We start from the raw sequence: 22,702 nt of genomic DNA on the forward strand, positions 1-22,702 counted from the left end.
CCCCCCAGCGCCCCCTGAACGGCGCAGTCGCCGCCGGTCGCCCGTCCGTGTCATCGACGCGGGCGGCCGACCGGCGGCTTCGTGCCGTGCGGGGGTCCCCGTTACCGCCGACCGGCCGACCCGTACGGCGCAACGAGGCGTGTCTGATGGCCCGTCACATGTGACAGTGGGAAGCGGATCCGGGCCGCCGCAGGCCGCCGTCGCGCAGGGAGTGGTGGGTGAGTGCTCGTGTCGGTGACGAGCCGTCGGCACATGCTGTCCGCCTGTATCGCCGCCGGAATGCTGGCGGCGCAGGTGTTCCTGACCCCGGGGGCGATGGCCGCCTCCGGGCCGTTGGCGGGGCCGCCCGGCCTGAGCGACCCCGGGGACGGCTGGCCGTTCTGGGTCGACCCCGGCAACCGGGCCGAGGCACAGGCCTCGCTGTGGCAGGAACGCGGCCAGGACCAGCAGGCCGACCTGGTGCGCGACATCGCCGACGAGCCGTCCGCGACCTGGCTGACCGAGTCCGACCCGGAACCCAGAGCGCGCCAGGTCACCCTGGAGGCCCGGCTGACCGGCCGCATCCCGGTGCTGGTCGCCTACAACATCCCGCAGCGCGACTGCGGCCAGTACTCCGCGGGCGGCGCCGCGGACGCCGCCGCCTACCGGGCCTGGACCGCCCGGCTCGCCGCCGGCATCGAGGACCGCCCCGCCTGGGTGGTGCTGGAGCCCGACGCGGTCGCCCACCTGGTTACCTGCCCTCAGGTACGCGGCGACGGCGACCGCCTCGCGCTGCTGTCCGACGCGGTGCGCACCCTCAAGGCGCTGCCGCACACCTCGGTCTACGTCGACGCGGGCAACGCGGGCTGGGTGACCGACCTGCCCCGGCTGGCCGGCGCGCTGCGGCAGGCGGGGGTGGGGCGGGCCGACGGATTCGCGCTCAACGTCTCCAACTTCCAGACCACACAGGCCTCCGAGACCTACGGCGACCGGCTCTCGAAGCTGCTGGGCGGCGCCCACTTCGTCATCGACACCAGCCGCAACGGCACCGGGCCGCTGCGCGCCGCGGGGCCCGAGGCGGCGATGGGATGGTGTAACCCGCCCGACCGCGCCCTCGGCCACCCGCCCACCGTGGACACCGGAGAACGGGAGGTGGACGCCTACCTGTGGGTGAAGCGCCCCGGCGAGTCCGACGGATCGTGCCGGGGCGGTCCACCCGCGGGCCGGTGGTGGCCCGACTACGCCCTGCGTCTGGCCCGCGACGCGCGGGACTGGACCGGGTTCACGCCGCTCACGCCACGTGCACCCAGCGTGCCTGCGACGGCGTCCCTCGGGAGTCCGTGAGGAAGAGCATGTACCACCCGGACGGCACCAGGGAGGCGTCGTCGGGGATGCTCAGCCGAAGCGAACCGCCGTGCCGGGTCAGCCCCAGCGCGATCGAGCGCTGCTCCACGTCGGTGACGTGGGTGACGGCGCTCGGACGCATCAGCCGGGCGGTCTTCACCGTTCCGGCGGACGACGAGGCGAACGTCACCGTCTCGCCCCGTTCGACGTTCACCGGGCCCTCGCCCAGCTTCGGGCGCACGCGGTCGCCGTACAGGTAGGGCGGGGTGTAGATCTCGATGCGCTTCTCGAAGACCCCGTCCATGGTGTCGGCCTTGTCCGCGAACAGCGGGTTGGAACCGAACACCGCGATCCGCCCGTCCGGCAGCAGCAGCGCCTCCGAGTGGTAGTCGCGTCCCACCGTCGGTGCCGCCGCGCTCTCGAAGGTGCCGGTGGAGGGCTGGTAGAACTGCGCCTTCAGGACGTCGGAGTCGTGCTTGCCCCGGTAGTCGCGCGAGCCGCCGGTGGTGAAGACCGAGTCGTCCGGGGTGATGACCGCGTTGAGGTAGCGGGTGCCCTGCGGCAGGTCCGGGCCCGGCATGTAGTGCGGGTGCGCCTCGTCGAGGTCCACGGTGGCGGTGCGCGCGGTGGAGTCGGCCGACTCGCCGACCCCGCCGCCACCCATGATCATCACGGACTGCTTCTGCGCCGGGGGCAGCAGGACCGACGCCGAGGTCTCGGTCTCGTTCGCGTCGCGCAGTCCCGGCACCGCGGTGAAGACGTCGGTGCGCGGGTTCCAGATGCCCGGGGTGCGGCCCTGGTTCGCGGGCCCGTACCCGGCGTTGGAGCCGGAGTAGAAGAGGTCGCCGCCCTTGGTGAGGAACAGCGCCGGGTAGGTGGGGAAGTAGTGGGTCGGCCCGGGCGACCACTTGAGCGTCTTGGGGTCGAAGATCTCGTTCTTGCCGGGGATGATCTCGCCCATGTCGTCCAGGCCGGACACCGCCATCACCCGGTTGTCCGCCAGCTGCACCAGCGTGGGGTACCAGCGGGCCAGCGCCATCGAGTCGACCTGCTCGTACCGCTCGGTCCTCGGGTCGAACAGGTAGGCCTGGCGGTAGCCCTGGAAGTCCTTCTTGTCCAGGCCGAGTTTGGTGGCCATGCCGTAGAGGTTGTGCTCGTCCGCGCCCTTGAGGCCGAGGATGCGGTACTGGTCGGCGGTGTTGGTGACGCCGGAGACGCCGTCGTGCAGCGACTCGACGTAGACCCGGGCGGCGCTCGCGGTCACCGTGACCTTCTCGCCGTCCCCGCTGCCGGTGACGGTCTTGGTCGCCGCGGGGACGGTCACCGGGAACTGGGAGGCGTACTCCTTGCCGTTGGAGCCGCGGAAGATCGTGCCCTTGGGGAAGGTGCGCGGGCGGTCGGGGTCCTCGTTCTTCACCACCATCGCGCCGCCGGCCCGTTTGACGTTGCCCTTGAGCACCTCGTAGCGCGCGGTGCCGCCGGCCACCAGGAGCCTGCCGTCCGGCAGTTGGGCGTGGCCGCCGCAGAACATGTCCTTGGGCGTGTCGATCATCTTGAAGGTGTTGCGGACCGGGTCCCACAGCACGCTCTGGAAGGTGCCCGCCCGGAAGTTGCGCTCGTCGTTGCCGGAACCCGCGATCAGCAGCACCTTGCCGGTGTACAGCAGCGCCGCGTGGATGGAGTTGATGCGGTACTGCTTGGGGACGTCCACCAGGTCCCAGTGCCCGTAACGTGCTTTGTAGGCAGGCTGGTTGATCTGGTACTCATGGTACGAGTGCTTCGCGAATCCCACCGCGGCCGGGCCGTTCATCGCGGCCAGCGCGACCAGCGCGGTGGCGCCGAGCGCGGTTCTACGCGTCTGTGGGCTGGGACGGTACTTCACAGGTTGCCTGCCTTTCCGTGCCGGGTTCGGTGGGGCGTGCGGCGGCTCGGGCGAAGCCGCCGCACAGTGCGTTCCAGCGCCGCCGCAGGGCCGGGGCCTGCCAGACGGCGACCGGGGCGAGGGCGATGAGCGTGGCCATCGACGCCCAAAGGCGCATGGTGAGCGTGGTGTTGTCCAGGAAGGCCGAGGCGAGCAGCGATCCGCCGAAGACCGCGGCCCAGCCCAGGTGGGTGGTGAAGGTCGCCAGCCGGTCGGGGCTGGCGGAGTCCCCCTTGGGGGTGACGACGAATCCCGCCCTGCGCCGCAGCAGGGCGCCGACGAACGACCGCGCGTACAGCGGTGCGGACAGCGCCGACATCACCATGCCCGCCACACCGGAGGAGCCCTCCGGCTCGTGCGGGCTGACGTTGTGCCGCCGGTTCCACAGGTACAGCCCGATCTGGAGCGCGGCGGCGTCGCTGTAGAGCATCATCCAGATCTGCGACGGCACCTGGACGCCGGAGGCGCCCAGGCCCAGGAACAGGGCGCAGGAGACGCCGCCGAGGATCCAGTTGAGGGCCGACATCGGGTAGAAGGTCACCAGCAGCGAGTAGTTGAGCAGCCGTCCCGGGGAGAGGGAGAACGGCTTGCGCCAGAACTGCCGCAGCAGCGTCTCGTACGTGCCCCGGCTCCAGCGCAGCTGCTGGTTGAAGAAGTCGGTCCAGGACGAGGGACCCTCGCCGACCGCGAGCACGTCGGGGGTGTAGACCGAGCGCCACAGGTTGCCGGTCGCCGGGTTGCGGCTGCTGTGCAGTTCGAGCCCGGTCGCCATGTCCTCGGTGATCGAGTCGTACAACCCGCCGACCTGGCGCAGCGCGTCGACGCGCACGCAGTTGTTGGTGCCGACGAACATCGGTGCCCGGTAGGCGTTGCCGGCCCGCTGGATGAGCGCGTGGAAGAGGAACTGCTGGCTCTCCGAGGCCTTGGTGACGGGGCTGTCGCAGTTGCCGTAGACCTGGGGGCCGACGACGAACGCCACGTCGGGGTCGCGGAAGTAGCCGAGCATGCGCTCCAGGAACTGCGGCAGCGGCACGTGGTCGGTGTCGACGCAGGCCATGAACTCGTAGTCGTCGCCGTGCGCGTCGAGCCAGGCGTTGTAGTTGCCGTGCTTGGTCCTGGCCCGGAAGGCGCCGGTGGGCTGGTTCCACTTCTCGACGCCCTTGCGGGAGAAGTGGCGAACGCCCAGCCGTTCGCACAGTTCCCTGACCTCGTCGGCGTCGCCCTCGTCCAGCAGCCACACGTCCAGCGGCCCGTCGTGCCGCAGCCGCACGGCGCCCTGGAGGGTGGCGCGCAGCATCTCCAGGGGTTCCTTGCCGGGGACGAAGCTGGTCAGGAACGCCACCCGCGAGCCGGTCCGCGGTACCACGGGTACCGGGTCGCGGGCCACCAGCGTGGCATGGGCGTTGGAGGTGACCGTCACCAGCCGGAAGGTCTCGATGAGCCCGACGCACACCAGCATCACGACGTCCGCCGTGGTCTGCCACCACGGCACATATCGCTGGTGCGTCCAGTGCTCCGGCAGCAGCAGCCACACCAGCAGCACCAGCGAGACCACCGGCGCCGCCGCCAGCAGCAACGCGGTGCGCTTGCGGTGCGGTCCGGTCGCCAGCAGGCTGCGGTAGCGCACCCGGTGGACCCCGTCGGGACCGGGCTCGGGCTCGGTGAGCGGCCCGGCGAGGCGACTGAAGCGCTCGTAGTCGTACGGCCCCGTGACGGGCCGGGAGCCCGGTTCGGCACGGGGGGCGCGCTGGGGCGCCCGTGGCCCCGGGGTCGCGGGGCGGACCGCGGTCCGGTCGGCCGCGGTGCCGACCGCGGTGGTCTCCACGTCATTGCCCTGGGAAATCGTCACGGCGTCTCCGGGCCGATCATGGGGCCGGATGCCCGAAAAGTCGTAAAGATCATGATCGCATAGTGACAAATTCTGTGCGCTCCACCGGGCAGCGCCGTTCTTCGGCGTGGCGTGAATCGGGAGGTGTGTCATCGGATCATCGCACTATCGGATAGGTGTCACCCGGGCGAGCGGACCGTGCGGATCACCGGCGCCCCCCATTCGCCCTTCTCTCGACTTCTCCGCCGCGCCGTGGCCCACCCGGCACTCCGGGCACTCGCGCCCCGCGGGGAAAGCGGTGCGGAAAAGCTCGGAACTTCCTGTGGAATTGCTGTGCGCCGAATTCCGGTCCGCGGTTGACCGAATACGGACACCGCAAGATCGAAATGAGAAAGCGCATTCCCTCGAAGTGGCCCGCGATCCGCGCACGTCATGGCCCGAGGCCCTTCCGGGCCACCGTCCTGACCACCGGTTTCCGAACGGCAAGTGACGGAGAGTTCGCGCCAGATCCATGGTTCGGCGCCGTAAAGCACGCCGCTGCCCCCAGAATGTGACCTGCGAGTGCGGGGGAGGCCCCCGTTCGTGCCGCTCACGCCGACGTCGAATATCGCGCTATCCGGCGGGACGGGAGTACCGGACGCGAAGTCCGCGAACACCACACGGCAACACCATCCACGGGCGGCCCATACCACTGGAGTGTGGCCGCCCGCATAACTGACCGGAACGGTAGGGGAAATGCCGTTCCAGGGGGGACGCCCATGGGCTGGATAACGCGTGCCACCGCATTGTCCGCCGCCGCGGCGTTACTCGCGCTCGGCGGACCGGTGGCGGGAGCGAGCGCCGACTCGCCGGCACCGAGAATCGATCTGAACGTCCTCGTGGTGAACGACGGAGGTCCGGCCGTCGCGGCCATCACCTCCGAACTCGCCAGTGAGGGAACCCCGTACACCAAGGTCGACCTGACCAGCAGCACCAGACCCACCATCGACGCCGCCTACCTCAGCGACACCGTGGGCGGGGTGGCGCGCGCGAAGTTCCAGGCGGTCGTGCTGCCGGACGACAACCCGTTCGGCGCCAACTCGCCCGAGATGGAGGCCATCGCCACGTACGAGAAGGACTTCGGCATCCGCCAGGTCGACGCGTACAACTACGCGGACCCGGACGTCGGCCTCAACTACCCGCAGAGCGGCGGCTACATCGGCTCTCTCGACGGGGACACCGGACAGGTCACCGCCGAGGGGGAGGCCGGGCCGTTCGGCTACCTCAAGGGCAGCGTGCCGTTCGAGGACAACTCGCCGAGCGTGACCGAGAGTTACGGATACCTGTCGACGCCGCTGACCGCGATGGCGGCCGGCGACAGCTTCACGCCGCTGGTCGACATGGCGATCCCCGGCGCCGACGCGCGCGGCTCGCTGGTCGGCGAGTACGACCACGACGGCCGCAGCGAACTCGTCGTCACCTTCGCGTACAACCAGTACCAGGAGCAGTACCGGCTGCTCGCCCGCGGCATGGTCGAGTGGATGACGCAGGGCGTGCACCTGGGGACCGACCGCAACTACTTCTCCGTCAACGTCGACGACGTCTTCCTCGCCGACGACCGGTGGAACACCACCCTCAAGTGCACCCCCGGTGACGTCGACTGCCCGGTCGGCACGGACGGCAACGACCCGGACCCGATCCGGATGAGCGTCGCCGACGCGCAGTACGCCCAGCAGTGGGAGCAGAGCAACGGCCTCACCTTCGACCTGGTCTTCAACGGCGGCGGCAGCGACGACTACAAGTCGGACAACGGCGGCACCGACCCGATGGCGCAGCAGCTGATCTCCGAGAAGGACTCCTTCCGCTGGGTCGACCACACCTACGACCACGAGTTCCTCGGTTGCGTCCAGAACGTCACCGTGGTGCCGTGGACCTGCACCACCGACGCCTCCGGCAACACCGTGTGGACGCCGCAGTCCACCATCGAGTCGGAGATCACCCGGAACGAGGCGTGGGCCGCCGCGAACGGACTGACCCTCAACCCCGCGGAACTGGTCACCGGTGAGCACTCCGGGCTGGAGATCCAGCCGCAGCAGCCGCAGGACAACCCCAACCTGGCCCCCGCGCTGGCCAGGACCGGTGTCCAGTGGGTCGCCAGCGACTCCTCCCGTGAACCGGCGCAGCGCGCCGTGGGATCGGCGCTGACCGTGCCGCGCACGCCGATGAACATCTACTACAACGCCGGTCACGCCAACGAGGAGACCGACGAGTACAACTGGATCTACACCAGCAAGGCCCAGGGCGGCAGCGGCCTGTGCGACAGCGCGGGCAACTCCACCTGCCTGTCCGCGCCCCTGGACGAGACCACCGGCTACACGTCGTACATCGTGCCGACCGAGGCCAAGATCGACCTCGGGCACATCCTGAGCAACGATCCCGACCCGTTCTTCATCCACCAGTCGAACCTGTCGGAGGACCGCATCGCCTACCCGGCGCTGGACGCCATCCTCGGCCAGTACCACTCGCTCTTCGCCGACAACACCCCGTTCGTCAACCAGCGGATGGCGGACATCGGCACCGAACTGAAGCAGCAGGCCGCCTGGAACACCGCCGTGAGCGACGGCTCGGTGACCGCCTACCGGGTCGGCGACACCGTCACCGTGGACGCGCCCAGCGGGGTTGAAGTACCGCTGACCGTGCCGGCCGGCAGCCGGCAGGTCCAGGGCGACGGGACCACCACCGCCTTCGGCGGCGCCTACGCCGGAACGCTCACCGGCTGGGCGTCCCCTGCCGCCTCGCAGACCGCGGTGACGGTGAACCTGCCGGACTCCGCGACGCCTGCCGCGACGGCCCACCACCACACCACCCCGGCCGCCGCCGTCCCGGCGCTCAAGGTCCGGCCGACCGTGCCGGGCGGCGTGCGCAAGGCGGTTCCGGCGGGCCCGGGCGACATCCGCGAGTAGCAGACCGCACCACGGACGGGTCAGGACCGACGGACCCGGGCCGGGGCACCGGACGCGATCCGGTGCCCCGGCACCGCACGAGGCAAATCGGGGGAACCGAATCACCATGCGCCAGTCCGCCATGTGCCGAACCGGCGGCGCCGAAACGGGCGCCACCCGCGTGACCCTGCTCACCGAGGGCACCTATCCGCACAGCCACGGCGGCGTCAGCGTGTGGTGCGACCAACTGGTGCAGGGCATGCCTGATGTGGACTTCCGTATCGTCGCGGTGACCGGCACCGGCCAGGAGCCGGTGGCCTGGGAACTGCCGCCCCACGTGCACGAGGTGACCGCCGTGCCGCTGTGGGGTCCGCCGCCCGCCGGACGCGGCCCCCGCGGCCGACGGCGCCGCGCCTTCCTCGAGGACTACGAGCGCTTCCTGCTCGCGCTGCTCGACCCCGGCCACGAGGCGGAGTTCGGGCCGCGGTTGTACGGGCTCGCCGCCGCGGCCCAGGCCGGTACGCTCGGCGCCGCCCTGCGATCCGAGGCCGCGGTGCGCGTGCTGACCGCCGTCTGGCGCCGCCCCGGCCTGCCGACCGCGGCGGCCCGGCCCACCGTCCACGACGCGCTGACCGCCACCGACCTGCTGGAGCACGCCCTGCGCCCGCTCGCCGCGCCCGCGCCCCGGGACGGGGTGACCCACGCGGTCAGCGGGGGTCTGGCGGCGCTGCCGGGGCTGGTCGCCCGGCACCTGCACGGCACCCCGTTCCTCCTCACCGAACACGGCGTCTACCTGCGCGAGCGCTACCTCGGCTACCGCACCGGCCCCTACGCCTGGCCGGTGAAGGCGCTGGTGCTCGGGTTCTTCCGGATGCTGGCCGGGGAGAGCTACCTGCGCGCCGCGCTGGTCACCCCCGGCAACCGCTACAACCGCCGCTGGGAGGAGCACGGCGGCGCCGCCGCCGAACGCATCCGCACCGTCTACAACGGAGTGGACCCGGGAGCCTTCCCGCCCGCGGGACCCGAGCCGGACACCCCGACGCTCAGCTGGGCCGGCCGGGTCGATCCCATCAAGGACCTGGAGACCCTCATCCGCGCCTTCGCCCTGGTCCACGCCGAACTCCCGGCCGCCAGGCTGCGGTTGTTCGGCGGCACACCCCGGGGCGGCGAAGCCTACCGCGAACGCTGCCAGGCGCTCGCCGCCGAACTCGGCGTCGCCGCGTCCGTCAGCTTCGAGGGCCGGGTGGACGACATCCGCGACGCCTACGCGGCCGGGAACGTGGTGATGCTCTCCAGCATCAGCGAAGGCTTCCCCTTCACCCTCATCGAGGCGATGTCCTGCGGCCGGGCCACCGTCTCCACCGACGTCGGGGGCGTCCGCGAGGCGGTCGGCGACACCGGGCTGGTCGTCCCGCCGCGCGAGCCCGAACCGATGGCCCGCGCCGCCCTGGACCTGCTCCAGGACCCGGGCCGCAGGGCCCGCATGGGCGAGGGCGCGCGTGGGCGCGTCGTGGAACGCTTCACCCTGCGCCAGACCATCGACACCTTCCGCGCCATCTACCTCGAACTGGCCCAGTGCGAAGGCCCGTTGGTGGGCCGCGAGACGTTGTCCGGGTGGCCGCCGCCGGTGGCCGCCGCCCGTCAGGTCGCCGCCGCGGGGGCGCGATGAGTGCCCCGCTGCGGCTGCTGCCGGGCGGCGCGGACGGCTCGGTGGAGAGCGCAGACCCGCTGCCGACGCTGCCGAGGCCGCGCCGAAGACCGAAGTGGGCCGCCCCCGACCCGCTGGACGAACTGGCCGAGCGCCTCGCGCAGGTGTGCGCCGGAGCCGTCCACCCGTACGAGATCGCCGCCGTGCTGGAGTCCGACGGGATCTCCGACGAGCAGATCACCGGGGTCTACGGACGCCGTGACCTGTTCGCGATCGCCGAGGAGTTGTACGCCCGCGTCCCGCGCCGCTACCCCCAGCCGCCGCCCGCGGACGACCCGTGGCGCGCGGACGTCGTGCGGTGCCTGCTGCGCGGCCTGGTCTTCGCCCTGCCCGGCGTGGCCTACGTCCTGGCGGGACACCTGCTGTCCGGACCGCCGGACGGCTACGGTCTGCCCTCCGCTACCGTGGCGCTGGCCGCCGCCGCGCTCACCGGCTGGGCGTGGAACCAGGCGCTCGCACACCGCGCCTACCTTTGGCTCGCCGCCGAGGGCCGCCGGGGAGCCGCCCGCTGCCTGCTCGCCGGCGCACCGCCGGGCGCGGCCCTCGCCTGCGGTGCCGCCCTCGCGCTGCCGGGTGGTGCCGGGACCGCGGCGTTCGTCGCCGGACAGGCGGTCTACCTCGCGGCGGCCACCGCGCTGCTCGTGCTCGGCAGTGAACGCGATCTGCTCGCCGCCCTCGCCCCGGCCGTGGCGGATGCGATCGTCCTTCCCCTCGCACACGCGCCGCAATGGGCCCGCACCGCCGCCCTGCTCACCTCCCTCACCCTGGCCGTGGCCGCCTCGGCTCGACGCCTCACCACCGCCGCCCGCATCCCGGCCGAGTCCTGCGCTCGTCCTCGATCCCCCCTGCACTCCGTGCCGTTCGGGCTCTTCGGGCTCGCGGGCGGCGCGCTCACGCTGCTCGCCGTCTTCGGCGATGTCCTCGGTCGGGCCCCCGGCGCCTCGGTGCACGGACCGCTCGCCGTCGCCCTCACCCTCAGCATGGGACCGGCCGAATGGTCGCTGTACCGCTACCGCTCCCGTGCGCTGGCCGCCCAGCGGAGCACATCGACACCGGGCGCGTTCCGGCGCCGTGCCGCCCTCGTCCTGCTGGGTTGCCTCGGCGGCTACCTCGCGGTGCTCGCCGCCTTGCTGCTCGCCGCCGCACTGCTGTGGCCCCCGGCCGCACCGCGTGACGTGGCGTCGGCCCTCGCGCTGCCCGCGCTCGGGGCGGTGCTGTGGCTGGCCCTGCTGCTCCAGGCGTTCGGCGTCGCGTGGTGGCCCGCGTCGCTGTGCTGCTTCGCCGCCTGCGCCGAACTCGCGCTCACCGTGAGCCGGTCGGCGCCGCCCGACGCCGTTCGCGCCGTCACCGGGTGGTGTACGGCCGGGGTGCTCGCGCTGTTCGCCTGCGCCCTCCTGGGCCGCGTCACCGCCCACCGCTGAACCCGCTCCCGTACCGCCCGCACCGAGACCGGCGCGCGGCCGATCACCGCAACCCACCGTCGCGACCAGCGTCACGCGACGGCCGAGTCCGCACCCCGCCAACCACCAGGAGGCCCCGTCGTGGGACAACCAACCGCCGTCGCCGTCACCGGAGCAGAGGGATTCATCGGCTCGCACCTCGTCCACACCCTGGTCGCCACGGGACACCGGGTGCGCGCCATGGTGCAGTACAACTCCTTCTCCTCCTACGGCTGGCTGGAACTGCTGCCGCCCCCCGTGCTGGACCACGTGGAGGTCGTGCTCGGCGACGTGCGCGACGCGGCGTCCGTGGGCGACCTGGTCGCGGGCGCCGACACCGTCTACCACCTGGCCGCGCTGATCGCGATCCCGTACTCCTACCGGGCACCGCACTCGTACGTCGAGACCAACGTCACCGGCACCCTCAACGTCCTGGAAGCCGTCCGCAGGCAGGAGATCCCGCGCCTGGTGCACACCTCCACCAGCGAGACGTACGGCACCGCGCGCACGGTGCCGATCAGCGAGGACCACCCCATCCACGCGCAGTCCCCGTACGCCGCGTCCAAGGCGGGCGCCGACCGGCTCGCGGAGAGCTACCACGCGAGCTTCGGCACCCCCGTCGTGACGCTGCGGCCCTTCAACACCTACGGACCGCGGCAGTCGATGCGCGCGGTCATCCCGACCGTCATCGGCCAACTCGCCGCGGGCGAACGCACGGTGACCCTCGGCGACCTGCGCCCCACCCGGGACTTCACCTACGTCGCCGACACCGCCGCCGCGTTCGTCGCGGTCGGCACCGCGCCGCACGCGGCCATCGTGGGACGCACCTTCAACGCGGGCACCGGAGGCGAGACATCCGTCGGTGACCTGGTGGCCCTCATCGGCAAGGTGATGGACACCGAGGTGGAGGTGCGCGAGGACCACGACCGGGTCAGACCCACCGGCTCCGAGGTGATGCGGCTGGTCTGCGACGCCTCACTGCTGCGCGAGACCACCGGCTGGGCCCCCGCGCACACGCTGGAGGAGGGACTCGCCGCCACCGCGGAGTTCTTCCGCGACCCGGCCAACCTGGCCCGCTACAAGACGACCATCTACAACGTCTGACCTGGGGGAGACCGTGCACGCAGTGATCCTGGCCGGAGGCAAGGGCATCCGGCTGCGTCCCTACACCACCGCCCTGCCCAAGCCGCTGGTGCCCATCGGCGACCAGCATCCCATCCTGGAGATCGTCCTACGGCAGCTCGCCGGCGCCGGATTCACCTCCTGCACCCTGGCGATCGGCCATCTCGGGCACATCATCCGCGCCTACGTGGGCGACGGTTCGCAGTGGGGGCTGCACGTCGACTACGCCACCGAGGAGAGCCCGCTGGGCACCATGGGTCCGCTGCTGACCATGCTGGACCGGCTCCCCGAGCACTTCCTGGTGATGAACGGCGACGTGCTGACCGACCTCGACTACGGCGACGTGCTGCGCCGCCACCGCCGCACCGGGCCGCCGCTGACCATCGCCACCTACCAGCGCCAGGTCTCCATCGACTTCGGCGTGCTGACCACCGAGGGCGACCAGGTCGTGGGATTCCACGAGAAACCCAGCATGGCCTACCGCGTCTCGATGGGCGTCTACGGGCTGTCGCGCTCGGCGCTGACCCGCTACGCCCCCGGCCTGCCGCTGGGCTTCGACGACCTGGTGCTCGACCTGCTGGCGGCCGGAACCCCGCCCGCCTCCTACGACTTCGACGGATACTGGCTGGACATCGGGCGCCCCGATGACTACGACCGGGCCAACGCGGAGTTCACCACCCGCCGCGGACTGCTGCTCAAGGGAGCGTGAACCCACACGTTGCGCATTCTCGTTCTCGGCGCCTCGGGCTTCCTGGGCGGCCACGTCGCCGGGTACCTCGCCACCCTCCCCGGGGTGCGGGTGCTCGGCGGCGGCCGCGGCCCCGGCGCCGACCTGACAGCGGACCTCGCCACCGTGCGGCCGGACGACCTGACGCGGCTGCTGGCCGACGCGGATGTGGGTGCCGTGGTCAACTGCGCCGGTGCGGTGGGCGGTGACGCGGTCCGGCTCGCCGAGGTCAACGCCCGCGGCCCCGCCGTCCTGGCCGACGCCCTGCACCGCGCCGCGCCCACCGCCCGCCTGGTCCACCTCGGCTCGGCCGCCGAGTACGGGGCGGGTCCCGAAGGCGTGGCGGTGCGCGAGACCACGCCCGCCGCGCCGCTCGGCCCGTACGGCGCGACCAAGCTCGCCGGCACCCTCGCGGTGACCGGCTCGCCGCTGGACGCGGTCGTACTGCGGCTCTTCAACGTCCTGGGCCCCGGCGCGCCCGACTCGGGCCTGCCCGGGCGGCTCGCGGGGCAACTGCGCCGTCTCGCGCCTGGCGGGGTGGACGAGGGGGCCGGCGCGGTGCGGGTCGGGGACCTGTCCGCCCACCGGGACTTCGTGGACGCCCGCGACGTGGCCAGGGCGGCGGCGCTCGCCGTCACCGTGCCCGGGCCGCTGCCCCGGGTCGTCAACGTCGGCTCCGGGCGCGCGGTGCGCATGCGCGAGGTCGCGCACGGGCTGGTGGCGGCGGCCGGATTCCGCGGGAGCGTCGAGGAGACGGCTGCGCACGGGTCCGCCCGTTCGGCCGCCGTCCCCTGGCAGTGCGCGGACGTGCGGACCGCGCGCCGTGCGCTGGGCTGGACGCCGCGGATCACGCTGGCCGACTCGCTGCGCGACATGTGGGCCCACGTCGCCTCAACGCCCTTGCCGGACACCGGCGTTGCCGACACGAGTGCGCGTGCGGTCCCCGGCGCGGGCTGAGCCGACGACGGTGACCGCCCGTCCCCGGCTGCTGGTCCCGCTCTACGTCCATCCCGCGGCGGACCCCAGGGCCTGGCGGGCGGTCACCCGGCACGCGGCGCTGGTCCACGCCGTCGTGCTCAACGTCGCCGACGGTCCCGGTGAGCACGCCGACCCGGTCTTCGCCGACGCCGCCGCGGGGCTGCGGGCCGCGGGGGTGCGGCTGCTCGGCTACGCCGACATCGGGTACGGGCGCCGTGCGCTGCGCGAGGTGCTGCGCGACGTCCTGCGGCACCGCGCCTGGTACGGGGTGGACGGTGTCTTCCTCGACCAGGCCCCGGCGGGCGCCGCGGGGCTGAGGGGGGTGCGCTTGCTGGCGAGGGCGGCGCGGCTGCTGGGCGCGCAGTGCGTCGTGCTCAACCACGGCACCCATCCGGACCCCCGGTACGCGCGCCTGGCCGATCTGCTCGTCACCTTCGAGGGCGGCTGGGACGCCTATCGCGAGGCCGTGGTGCCGGAGTGGACGGCGCTTCATCCGCCGGACCGCTTCTGCCACTTGGTGTACGACGTGCCGCCCGCCGCCCGGGACAGCGCGGCACGGATCGCCCTGGCGCGGGGCGCCGCCGTGCACTGCGCGGTGCCGGGACGCGGGCCCAATCCGTGGAGTTCGCTGCCGGTGCTGTTCGACGACCCGGCGGGAGGGGACTGAGAGCCGCGCCAAAGGGGTTCGCACCGGCAGCGCTTGGAGCCGGATGCCCGGCGGCGTCCCCGTTGGGGGGCGCCGTCAGGCACCGGACGTCCCGGCCGGTCAGGAGGTGAAGGTGAACCAGTTGACGTTCACGAAGTCGGCGCTCTGCCCGCTGGAGAAGGTGAGGTAGACGTTGTGGGTGCCGGTCACCCGCGAGATGTTCGCCGGGATCGTCCTCCAGTTCTGCCAACCGCCGGTGCTGCCGACCGAGAAGCTGCCGACCGGTGTGGCCGTGGGACTGTCGAGTCTGACCTGGACCAGGCCGCTCACCCCCGCCGCGGCCCCGGACGCCACTCTGGCGTCGAACTGCGTGGCGCCACCGGAGCCGAAGTCCACCCCGTTGTACTCCAGCCAGTCGCCGTTCGCGATCCAGCCCACGTCCTGGCCGCCACCGGAGTCGGAGCAGGCCTCGTCCTGCGTGCCCGACTGGGAGTTGTAGCTCTCCGCCTGGATCGTGCTGTACGCGCTCGGGCCGCCGGAGGGCGGCGGTGAACTGCCGCCGCCACCGCTGCTGAGCACCGACACGTAGTCGATCAGCATCGGGGAGCCGGACTGCGTACCGGAGTTGGGCGTCGTGGTGCCCGCGACGCCGTTCGGGAAGCCGCCGCCCATCGCCAGGTCGTAGATGATGAAGACGCCGTGGGCGGTGGCGTTCGCCCAGGTGGCCGGGTCGACCTGGTTGGCGTTGACCGACCAGTACGGCTGGCCGTCCACGGACCAGGTGAGGGTCTCGGGGCTGACGCTGCGGTCCCAGTCGAGGGAGTAGGTGTGCCAGTTGCCGGGGCACGGGCTGCCGGGGCAGGTGGTCTTGCCGCCCAGACCGCTGGTCTCGTTGCACGGGCCGCCCGGGTCCACACCGCAGTGCAGGGTGCCGTACGCGAGGTTCTGCCCGTTGACGTCCTCCAGGATGTCGAACTCGCCGACGCTCGGCCACGTACCGCCGTTGCGCAGCGGCGTGCCCAGGGTCCAGAACGCCGGCCAGTACCCGGCCGCGGCGGCGCCGGTCACGCTGGGCAGCTCGATGCGGCTCTCGATGCGCAGCTTGCCGCCGGCCGGGGGCTGGAAGTCGTCGCGCAGCGACTCGATGCGGCCCGAGGTCCAGTTGCCGTTGGCGTCGCGGACGGGGGTGATCTTCAGGTCGCCGTTGCCGTCGAGGGCCACGTTGCTGGTGCTGTTGGTCATCGTCTCTATCTCGCCGGTCCCGAAGTTCGAACCGGGTCCGGTGTCGAACTTCCAGTTGGCGGACGACGGCGAGGTGCCCGCGGCGCCGTTGAAGTCGTCCGACCAGACCTGCGTCCAGCCCGAGGGCGGTGGCGGGACGTCCGCCTGGGCGGAACCGGGAGCGGTCATGAAGGCGCCGACGAGCGCGGCGGCACCGGCGAGGGCCGCGACCGCCACGCGGCGGGGACGTCTGCTGCGGGCGCGGTGCCGGGTCGCGGGTCCGGGCGCGGGGGAGTGCGGCGCGGGCGGTGACGCCATGGGTGAGGGAGGCATGCGGTTCCTCCAGTCGTGGTGGGGGATCGACCGCTCGCACCATCTGCCATGTACCTGCCAGCGTCAAGAGGTTACGCGAGAGAGCGCTCCATTTCTTTCGTTCCTTCGGGAGTTGAACGAGAGCGTTCCGGAGGCAGCGGCCGAACCGCTGCCTCCGGAACGGAGGTTGACGCCTCGTCAGGACACAGGCCTCAGGAGGTGTGGATCGCCGGGTCGCTGGTACCGGCGCGGCCGGTCTCCACGTGCCCGGCCAGCCGCCGCACGAACGCGGGGTCCTGGTCACTGGCCACCGACAGGTCGTACCACCCGTTGCTGCGGCGCGGGCGCGCGGTGTGTGTGACGTGGGCGCCGGGACGCAGGTGGTAGTGGGCAGGGTGCTCGTGGCCGTAGGCGTCGGTCACCGTCAGGCGCACCGCCTTCGTGCCCCCGTTGGACAGGGTGAGCCGCACCTCCTGCGGACCGGCCTCGTGCCGCGCGGCGACCTCGGGGCCCGGGGCGGCGGACCCGGCGGCGAACGTGCGCAGGAAGCCGTTGGGGCCGTGCACCGTCAGGTCGTAGGCGCCGGACGGGTCCCACTCGCCGGTCAACTCCCGCCCCGCGCCCACCGTGTAGGTCCACGGGCCGCCCGGCACCGCCGCCGACGTCACCAGGAACTGCGCGCCGACCCGGCCGTGGCTGGCGAACCGCACCGACAGCCTGCCGCCGCGCAGCGAGGCGTCGGCGGCCAGATCGTACGGCAGCGGCCTGGCGTGCCGCAGCCCCGGCTCCTGCACCGGCAGCGCGGGATCGGCCGGAAGCGTCGGCACGTAGTCGCCGTGGCGGTCGTGGTCCGGCGGCACGTAGGCCGCGGTCGAGGGGAGCGCGGGCACCTTCGTGTCGCTGCCGGAGAAGTCGAACGCGGTGGTCAGATCGCCGCAGATCGCCCTGCGCCAGGGCGAGATGTTGGGCTCGCGGACACCGAACCTGCGCTCGATGAACCGGATGATCGAGGTGTGGTCGAACACCTCCGAGCAGACCCAGCCACCCTTGCTCCACGGCGAGACCACCAGCATCGGCACGCGCTGGCCGAGCCCGTAGGGACCGGAGACGTACCCGTTGCCGTTCGCCGAGTACAGGTCGGCGCTCACGTCCACCGTCGAGGCGCCCTGCGCGGCCGAGGAGGGCGGGAAGGGCGGCACCACGTGGTCGAAGAAGCCGTCGTTCTCGTCGTAGGTGATCAGCAGCGCGGTCCTGCTCCACACGTCCGGATCGGCCGTGAGCGCGTCCAGCACCTGCGAGACGTACCAGGCGCCGTAGTTCGCGGGCCAGTTGGGGTGCTCGGTGAACGCCTCGGGCGCGACCACCCACGAGACCTGCGGCAGCTTCCCGCCCAGCACGTCCGCCCTGAGCTGGTCGAAGAACCCGTCGCCCGCCTTGGCGTCGGTGCCGGTGCGCGCCTTGTCGTAGAGCGGGTCGCCGGGGGAGGCGTTGCGGTACTGGTCGAAGTAGAGCAGGGAGTTGTCGCCGTAGTTGCCGCGATACGCGTCGTTGATCCAGCCCCAGCCGCCGGCCGCGTCGAGTCCGTCGCCGACGTCCTGGTAGATCTTCCAGGACACCCCGGCCTGCTCCAGCCGCTCCGGGTAGGTGGTCCAGGAGTAGCCCGCCTCGGCGTTGTCGATGACCGGGCCGCCGCCCTTGCCGTCGTTGCCGACGTAACCCGTCCACATGTAGTAGCGGTTGGGGTCGGTCGGGCCGAGCAGCGAGCAGTGGTAGGAGTCGCAGATGGTGAAGGCGTCGGCCAGCGCGTAGTGGAACGGGATGTCGTCGCGGGTCAGGTGGGCCATCGTCGTCGCCGTCTTGGCCGGAACCCAGCTGTCGTACTTCCCCTGATCGAACGCGGCGTGCCCGCTGTTCCAGTCGTGGTCGAGGTCCTGGAGGAACTGCAGGCCCAGCTCCTTCGCGTCCGGGTGGAACGGCAGCACGTCCTTCGTGCCGTCCGACTGGTACCACACCGGCTTGCCGCTCGGCTGCGTCACGGGGCGCGGGTCACCGAAGCCGCGCACGCCGCGCAGCGTGCCGAAATAGTGGTCGAAGGAACGGTTCTCCTGCATCAGGACCACGATGTGCTCGACGTCCTTGAGGGAACCGGTCCGGCGGTTCGCCGGGATCTCGGCCGCCCGGGCGATGCTGGTGGACAGGGCGGAGGCGGCCACGGTGCCTCCGGTCAGCTGCATGAAGCGGCGGCGGTTGATGGCGGTCATGAACGGCATGTCTCCTGGCTGGTCCGGGGGCGTCCCGGGAGTCTCGTCGGACCGGGGGGAACACCCCGTGCTGGGTGGATGAATGCGCCGGGAAGCCTGGGTTAACCTCCTTGCCCACTGACCCGAATCGGCCTGAAATCGCCCACCGCGCAGGCCGGTTGCGCCCGGGACGACGACCGTCCACGGACCGCGTCCCGGGCGCGGGGTGGGCAGATCGTACGACGGACGCCTGGCACCGGGGACCGGCGTGCCGGTACCTGATCCACTTCGGGCGCCGCCAACGACGACATCCGGCCACCCGCGCACGCAAGGTCGCGCCGGGTGCGGGATGATCGACGCGAGCGGGGCCCGCCGGACGCGGCCCCGCCACCGCCCGCACGCAGGAGGGCGGGGACCGCGCGGGAAGGGAGCGTTCGATTGCGTGCCGTGCTCGGCCTGCTGGGCGCCGTGGTGGTGCTCGGCGTCCTGTCCTCCGTGGTGCGCACCCTGGTGCTGCCGCGCCCGGCCAGGTCCGGCTTCACCCGGGCCGTGCGCGCCACCCTCTACCTTCCCTTCCAGGCGGTCGCCGACCGCTGCCGCACCGCCGCCGCCAAGGACCGCGTGCTGGCCCCTGTCGCGCCGATGTCGCTGCTCGTCACCCTGGTGCTGTGGCTGGCCAGCTTCATGGTCGGCTACGCGCTGCTGGAGGCGGCCGTCAGCGACCTGGGCCCCAAGGCCGCGCTGATGGAGGCAGGCTCCTCACTGTTCACCCTCGGCTTCGCCAGCAGCAGCCGCAGCGCCTTGACCGCCGTCGACTTCTGCGCGGCGGCCACGGGACCGATCGTGATCGCGCTGCAGATCGGCTACCTGCCAGCGCTCTACGGCGCCTACGCGCGCCGCGAGACCGCGGTCACTCTGCTCCAGTCCCGGGCCGGCAGCCCGCCCTGGGGTCCGGAGATCCTCGCCCGGCACGCGCAGGCCGACCTGCTCGACTCGCTCCAGGAACTCTTCGGCGACTGGGAGCGCTGGAGCGCCGAGGTGGCCGAGAGCCACACCACCTACCCGGTGCTCATCCACTTCCGCTCGGCCCGCGACACCCGCAACTGGCTCGTCTCCCTGCTGGCCGTGATGGACGCCGCCGCACTCCACCTGGCCTTCAACCCGACCCTGCCGCAGACCCAGGTGCGGCTGGCGCTGCGCGCGGGCTTCGTCTGCCTGCGCGACCTCGCGGACGTACGCGGCATCCCCTACGACCCCGACCCGTCGCCGGGCGACGCCATCGAGCTGGACCAGGCCACCTTCCTCCAGGGCGTCGAGCGGATGCGGGAGCAGGGCTTCCCGATGGAACGCACGCCCGAGCGGGCCTGGCCGCACTTCAAGGGCTGGCGGGTCAACTACGAGGCGCTGGCCTACCGGCTCGCCCGCGACATCGACGCGGTGCCCGCGCCCTGGTCGGGACCGCGCCGGACGACCTCCGCCATCATGGCGCCGGTCACCCCGGTGGACCGGCGGCCGGTGGGCTGACGCCGGTCAGCCGCGCCGGGGCAGCAGTGGCGATACCTGGAGGCTGACGGCCGTGCCAGGGGTCACCCTGCTTCCCGGGGCGGGCTGTTGTGCGCAGACGGTGCGCTGCGTGGTGCCGCCCGCGCACGCCCCGGCCCGTACGCCGCCGACCCGCAGGCGGTCCGCCCGGGCGCTGCGGCGGGCCTGCGCCAGGCTCTGCCCGCGCAGATCGGGCGCGACGACGGTGCCGGCCGCCGCGCCCGTACCGCTCGCGTCGGCCGACCCGTCACCGGAGGCGCCGCGCATGGCGTGCGCCCCGATCGCACCGGCCACCGCGACGGCCGCCACGACCACGGCGGACGAGACCAGCAGGGCGCGCCGGGCACCGCCGCGCCGGGGAGAGGACGGGGCGAGCGGCACCGGGGCGACCGGCGCCGAGGCCGTCGCCACCGGGATCATCGCCGTCGGCGCGTGGTGCGGCTCCGCGAGCGCCTCCAGCACCGCCCGCCGCATCGTCGCCGCGTCCGGGAAGCGTTCCTCGCGGTCCTTGCGCAGCGCCCGCAGCACCAGCGCGTCGCACGCCGGAGTGATCCCCGGCGCGTACCGCGACGGCGGGACCGGCTCCTCCTCGACGTGCTTCCACGCCACCGCCAGCGGCGAGTCACCGGTGAACGGCGGCCTGCCGGTGAGCAGTTCGAACAGCAGGCACCCCGTGGAGTACAGGTCGGTCCGCGCGTCCAGCTCCGCGCCCCTGGCCTGCTCGGGCGAGAGGTACTCGGCGGTCCCCACCACCATCGACGCGGCCGTGATCGTCACCCCCCGGGCGCCCAGCGGCCGGGCGATGCCGAAGTCCATCACCTTGACCACGTCGGGGGCCGTGCCGTCCACCACCATCACGTTGGCCGGTTTGACGTCGCGGTGCACGATGCCGGCCTCGTGCGCGTGCTCCAGCGCGTCCAGCACCGAGGCCGTCAGCCGCAGAGCCCGCTCCGGCGACGGACGTGACCCGTCCGGCCCACCCCGCGCCAGCCGGTCCAGCGTGCTGCCCCGGACGTACTCCATCACGATGAACGGCACCAGCTCGCCGTCCACCTCGGCCTCGCCGGCGTCGAAGACCGACACCACCGCCGGGTGGTTGAGCGCGGCGGCCGACAGCGCCTCTCTGCGGAACCGGGCCCGGAACGCACCGTCGGCCGCGAGCCCGGTCCGCAGTACCTTGACCGCGACGTCACGACCGAGCCGCAGGTCCCGGGCGCGCAGCACCTCCGCCATCCCCCCGCGGCCCAGGTGCCCGCACACCTCGTACCGCTCCGCCAGCACCAGCCGCTGGTCCATCGTCCGGGCTCCCCTCTCGCCGATCCCACCGGCCCTGGGGACCCACCGGATCCGCCGACGCCGTGGCGCCCGGCACCGTAACGGCGAATCGTGTGGAAACCTTGTGAGCCCCGGTGCGGGACGGTTCCACGACGTCGACCCCGCGCGGCGGCGCGCCGCGGCACCGGATAAGCGGACACCACTGGGTAGGAGACCGCCATGGAGTCGGTGCCGGCCCCCGGACCCCCCGGCCCGGGGCACGACGACCACGGCGCGCCGGACGAGCCGCCGCGCGAGCGCACGTGGGTCGTGTGGATGACGCTGCGGCTGTGGCGGGTGGGCAGGGACATCGAGTTGATGCACCGGGCCCTGGGGTTCTCCGCGCTCGGGCTGGTGACGCTCGTTCCGCTGCTCATCGTGGTCGCCGCCGCCTCGGCGCGCGGACGGCAGGGGTTCGTGGCCTGGCTCAGGGCCGGGCTCGGCGTCTCCGGCCGTTCCGCGCAGGCGGTCGACCAGCTCTTCAGCGCGCCGAGCACCGTGCTGAGCACCGCCACCGTCCTGGGCCTGGCCGCCCTCGCGGTCTTCGGCGTGACCTTCGTCGGCTCCATCCAGGTGGGCTACGAGCGCATCTGGGGCGTGAAGTCGGCGCCCTGGCACGCCACCTGGCGGCAGGCCATCGCGCTCGGCGTGCTGATCGGCTACGTGCTGGTCGCGGCCAACAGCCGCCACCTGTTCGCCGGGACGATCATCGAGCCGGGGCTGCACATCTCGGTCACCGTCGTCGGCGGGGTGGCGTTCTTCTGGTGGTTCCAGTACTTCCTGCTGTGCGAACGGGTGCCCGCGTCCCGGCTGCTGCCCGGCGCGCTGGCCACCGTCGCCGGTCTGGTGGGCCTGCGCTTCTTCTCCACCTGGTTCTTCGCCCCGTGGATCGTCTCCAGCGCGGTCTCCTACGGGCAGATCGGCACCGTGCTCGTGGTGCAGTCCTGGCTGATCGGCACCGGCTTCGTCATCTACGCGGGCGCGCTGTTCGGCTGGGCGCTGCGCGAGCGGGAGGCCTCACGCTGACCCGGACGGCGGTACGCGCCCGCCGTCCGCCCGTGCCCCTACCCTTGGCCGCGGCCCAGTGCCTCGCGGACCGCCTCGTCGGTGCGGCCGACCACCGCCGTGCCGTCGTCCGCCGTGATGATCGGGCGCTGGATGAGCCGGGGGTGCGCGGCGAGCGCGTCGATCCAGCGGTCGCGGTGCGCGCTGCCGCGCGGCCACTCCTTCAGGCCCAGCTCCCTGGCCTCGGGTTCCGCGGTGCGGGTGATGTCCCACGGCTCCAGCGACAACCGCTCCAGGACCGCCCGCAGTTCGGCGGCGGTCGGCGGGTCGTCGAGGTAGCGGCGGACGGTGTAGTTCGCGCCTTCCCCGTCCAGCAGCTTCGTCGCCGCCCGGCACTTGGAGCACGCGGGGTTGATCCAGATCTCCATGACCCCACCCTAGTGAGACGGGCCCCG

General features: G+C 72.7%; 16 protein-coding genes. 10 read left to right on the top strand and 6 right to left on the bottom strand.

The window, feature by feature from the left end; translation table 11 throughout:
* Nucleotides 1-252 precede the first annotated feature (252 nt).
* A complete protein-coding gene (locus CK485_RS10975) occupies nucleotides 253-1,323 on the top strand; it encodes a glycoside hydrolase family 6 protein (protein ID WP_241968279.1) in 1,071 nt (356 codons plus the stop codon).
* On the opposite strand, the gene CK485_RS10980 is transcribed toward CK485_RS10975, so the two are convergent.
* Entirely contained in the window at nucleotides 1,271-3,205 is a 1,935-nt protein-coding gene (locus CK485_RS10980) for a galactose oxidase early set domain-containing protein (RefSeq protein WP_109449479.1), read from the bottom strand. The genes CK485_RS10975 and CK485_RS10980 overlap by 53 nt on opposite strands.
* Entirely contained in the window at nucleotides 3,174-5,093 is a 1,920-nt protein-coding gene (locus tag CK485_RS10985) for a cellulose synthase catalytic subunit (RefSeq protein WP_241968280.1), read from the bottom strand. The genes CK485_RS10980 and CK485_RS10985 overlap by 32 nt, the downstream gene beginning before the upstream one ends.
* 737 nt (nucleotides 5,094-5,830) lie before the next feature.
* Here CK485_RS10985 and CK485_RS10990 point away from each other — a divergent pair.
* The 7 genes from CK485_RS10990 (at nucleotide 5,831) to CK485_RS11020 (ending at nucleotide 14,634) form a co-directional block, all read left to right on the top strand.
* Nucleotides 5,831-8,014, top strand: a complete 2,184-nt coding sequence (locus CK485_RS10990; protein WP_109449482.1) for a hypothetical protein — start codon at nucleotides 5,831-5,833, stop codon at nucleotides 8,012-8,014.
* 106 nt (nucleotides 8,015-8,120) lie between these two features.
* Complete coding sequence (pelF, locus tag CK485_RS10995; protein ID WP_241968281.1) at nucleotides 8,121-9,662, top strand: GT4 family glycosyltransferase PelF; 1,542 nt, start codon at nucleotides 8,121-8,123, stop codon at nucleotides 9,660-9,662.
* Nucleotides 9,659-11,122 carry a hypothetical protein gene (locus tag CK485_RS11000; RefSeq protein WP_109452780.1) on the top strand — a complete coding sequence of 488 codons (1,464 nt, stop codon included), beginning with the start codon at nucleotides 9,659-9,661 and terminating at the stop codon, nucleotides 11,120-11,122. Before pelF ends, CK485_RS11000 begins: the two co-directional genes overlap by 4 nt.
* Nucleotides 11,123-11,242: 120 nt before the next feature.
* On the top strand, nucleotides 11,243-12,244 hold the full coding sequence (locus tag CK485_RS11005; protein ID WP_109449483.1) for an SDR family NAD(P)-dependent oxidoreductase: 1,002 nt from the start codon (nucleotides 11,243-11,245) through the stop codon (nucleotides 12,242-12,244).
* Between the two features lie 13 nt (nucleotides 12,245-12,257).
* On the top strand, nucleotides 12,258-12,971 hold the full coding sequence (locus CK485_RS11010) for a nucleotidyltransferase family protein (RefSeq protein ID WP_109449484.1): 714 nt from the start codon (nucleotides 12,258-12,260) through the stop codon (nucleotides 12,969-12,971).
* A 9-nt stretch (nucleotides 12,972-12,980) separates the two neighbouring features.
* Nucleotides 12,981-13,946, top strand: coding sequence for an NAD(P)-dependent oxidoreductase (locus CK485_RS11015; RefSeq protein WP_109449486.1), 966 nt, complete (start codon nucleotides 12,981-12,983; stop codon nucleotides 13,944-13,946).
* A 10-nt stretch (nucleotides 13,947-13,956) separates the two neighbouring features.
* Nucleotides 13,957-14,634 (top strand): spherulation-specific family 4 protein, encoded by a 678-nt coding sequence (locus CK485_RS11020; protein WP_109452781.1) that lies wholly within the window; start codon nucleotides 13,957-13,959, stop codon nucleotides 14,632-14,634.
* A gap of 99 nt (nucleotides 14,635-14,733) precedes the next feature.
* On the opposite strand, the gene CK485_RS11025 is transcribed toward CK485_RS11020, so the two are convergent.
* Together CK485_RS11025 and CK485_RS11030 are read right to left on the bottom strand one after the other, a co-directional pair.
* A complete protein-coding gene (locus CK485_RS11025) occupies nucleotides 14,734-16,023 on the bottom strand; it encodes a glycoside hydrolase family 16 protein (RefSeq protein ID WP_241968437.1) in 1,290 nt (429 codons plus the stop codon).
* Between the two features lie 335 nt (nucleotides 16,024-16,358).
* Nucleotides 16,359-18,407 (bottom strand): phospholipase C, phosphocholine-specific, encoded by a 2,049-nt coding sequence (locus CK485_RS11030; protein WP_109452783.1) that lies wholly within the window; start codon nucleotides 18,405-18,407, stop codon nucleotides 16,359-16,361.
* A 426-nt stretch (nucleotides 18,408-18,833) separates the two neighbouring features.
* On the opposite strand from CK485_RS11030, the gene CK485_RS11035 reads away from it, so the two are divergent.
* Nucleotides 18,834-19,910 (top strand): hypothetical protein, encoded by a 1,077-nt coding sequence (locus CK485_RS11035; protein ID WP_241968438.1) that lies wholly within the window; start codon nucleotides 18,834-18,836, stop codon nucleotides 19,908-19,910.
* Nucleotides 19,911-19,916: 6 nt separating this feature from the next.
* On the opposite strand, the gene CK485_RS11040 is transcribed toward CK485_RS11035, so the two are convergent.
* Nucleotides 19,917-21,224 carry a protein kinase gene (locus tag CK485_RS11040; RefSeq protein ID WP_109449491.1) on the bottom strand — a complete coding sequence of 436 codons (1,308 nt, stop codon included), beginning with the start codon at nucleotides 21,222-21,224 and terminating at the stop codon, nucleotides 19,917-19,919.
* A 198-nt stretch (nucleotides 21,225-21,422) separates the two neighbouring features.
* Here CK485_RS11040 and CK485_RS11045 point away from each other — a divergent pair, with 198 nt between their 5' ends.
* A complete protein-coding gene (locus tag CK485_RS11045; RefSeq protein WP_241968282.1) occupies nucleotides 21,423-22,268 on the top strand; it encodes a YhjD/YihY/BrkB family envelope integrity protein in 846 nt (281 codons plus the stop codon).
* A gap of 38 nt (nucleotides 22,269-22,306) precedes the next feature.
* On the opposite strand, the gene CK485_RS11050 is transcribed toward CK485_RS11045, so the two are convergent.
* Complete coding sequence (locus CK485_RS11050; protein WP_109449493.1) at nucleotides 22,307-22,675, bottom strand: arsenate reductase family protein; 369 nt, start codon at nucleotides 22,673-22,675, stop codon at nucleotides 22,307-22,309.
* Nucleotides 22,676-22,702: the final 27 nt, after the last annotated feature.

The sequence above is a fragment of the Streptomyces sp. ICBB 8177 genome (assembly GCF_003144095.1).
Lineage (GTDB): Bacteria > Actinomycetota > Actinomycetes > Streptomycetales > Streptomycetaceae > Streptantibioticus_D.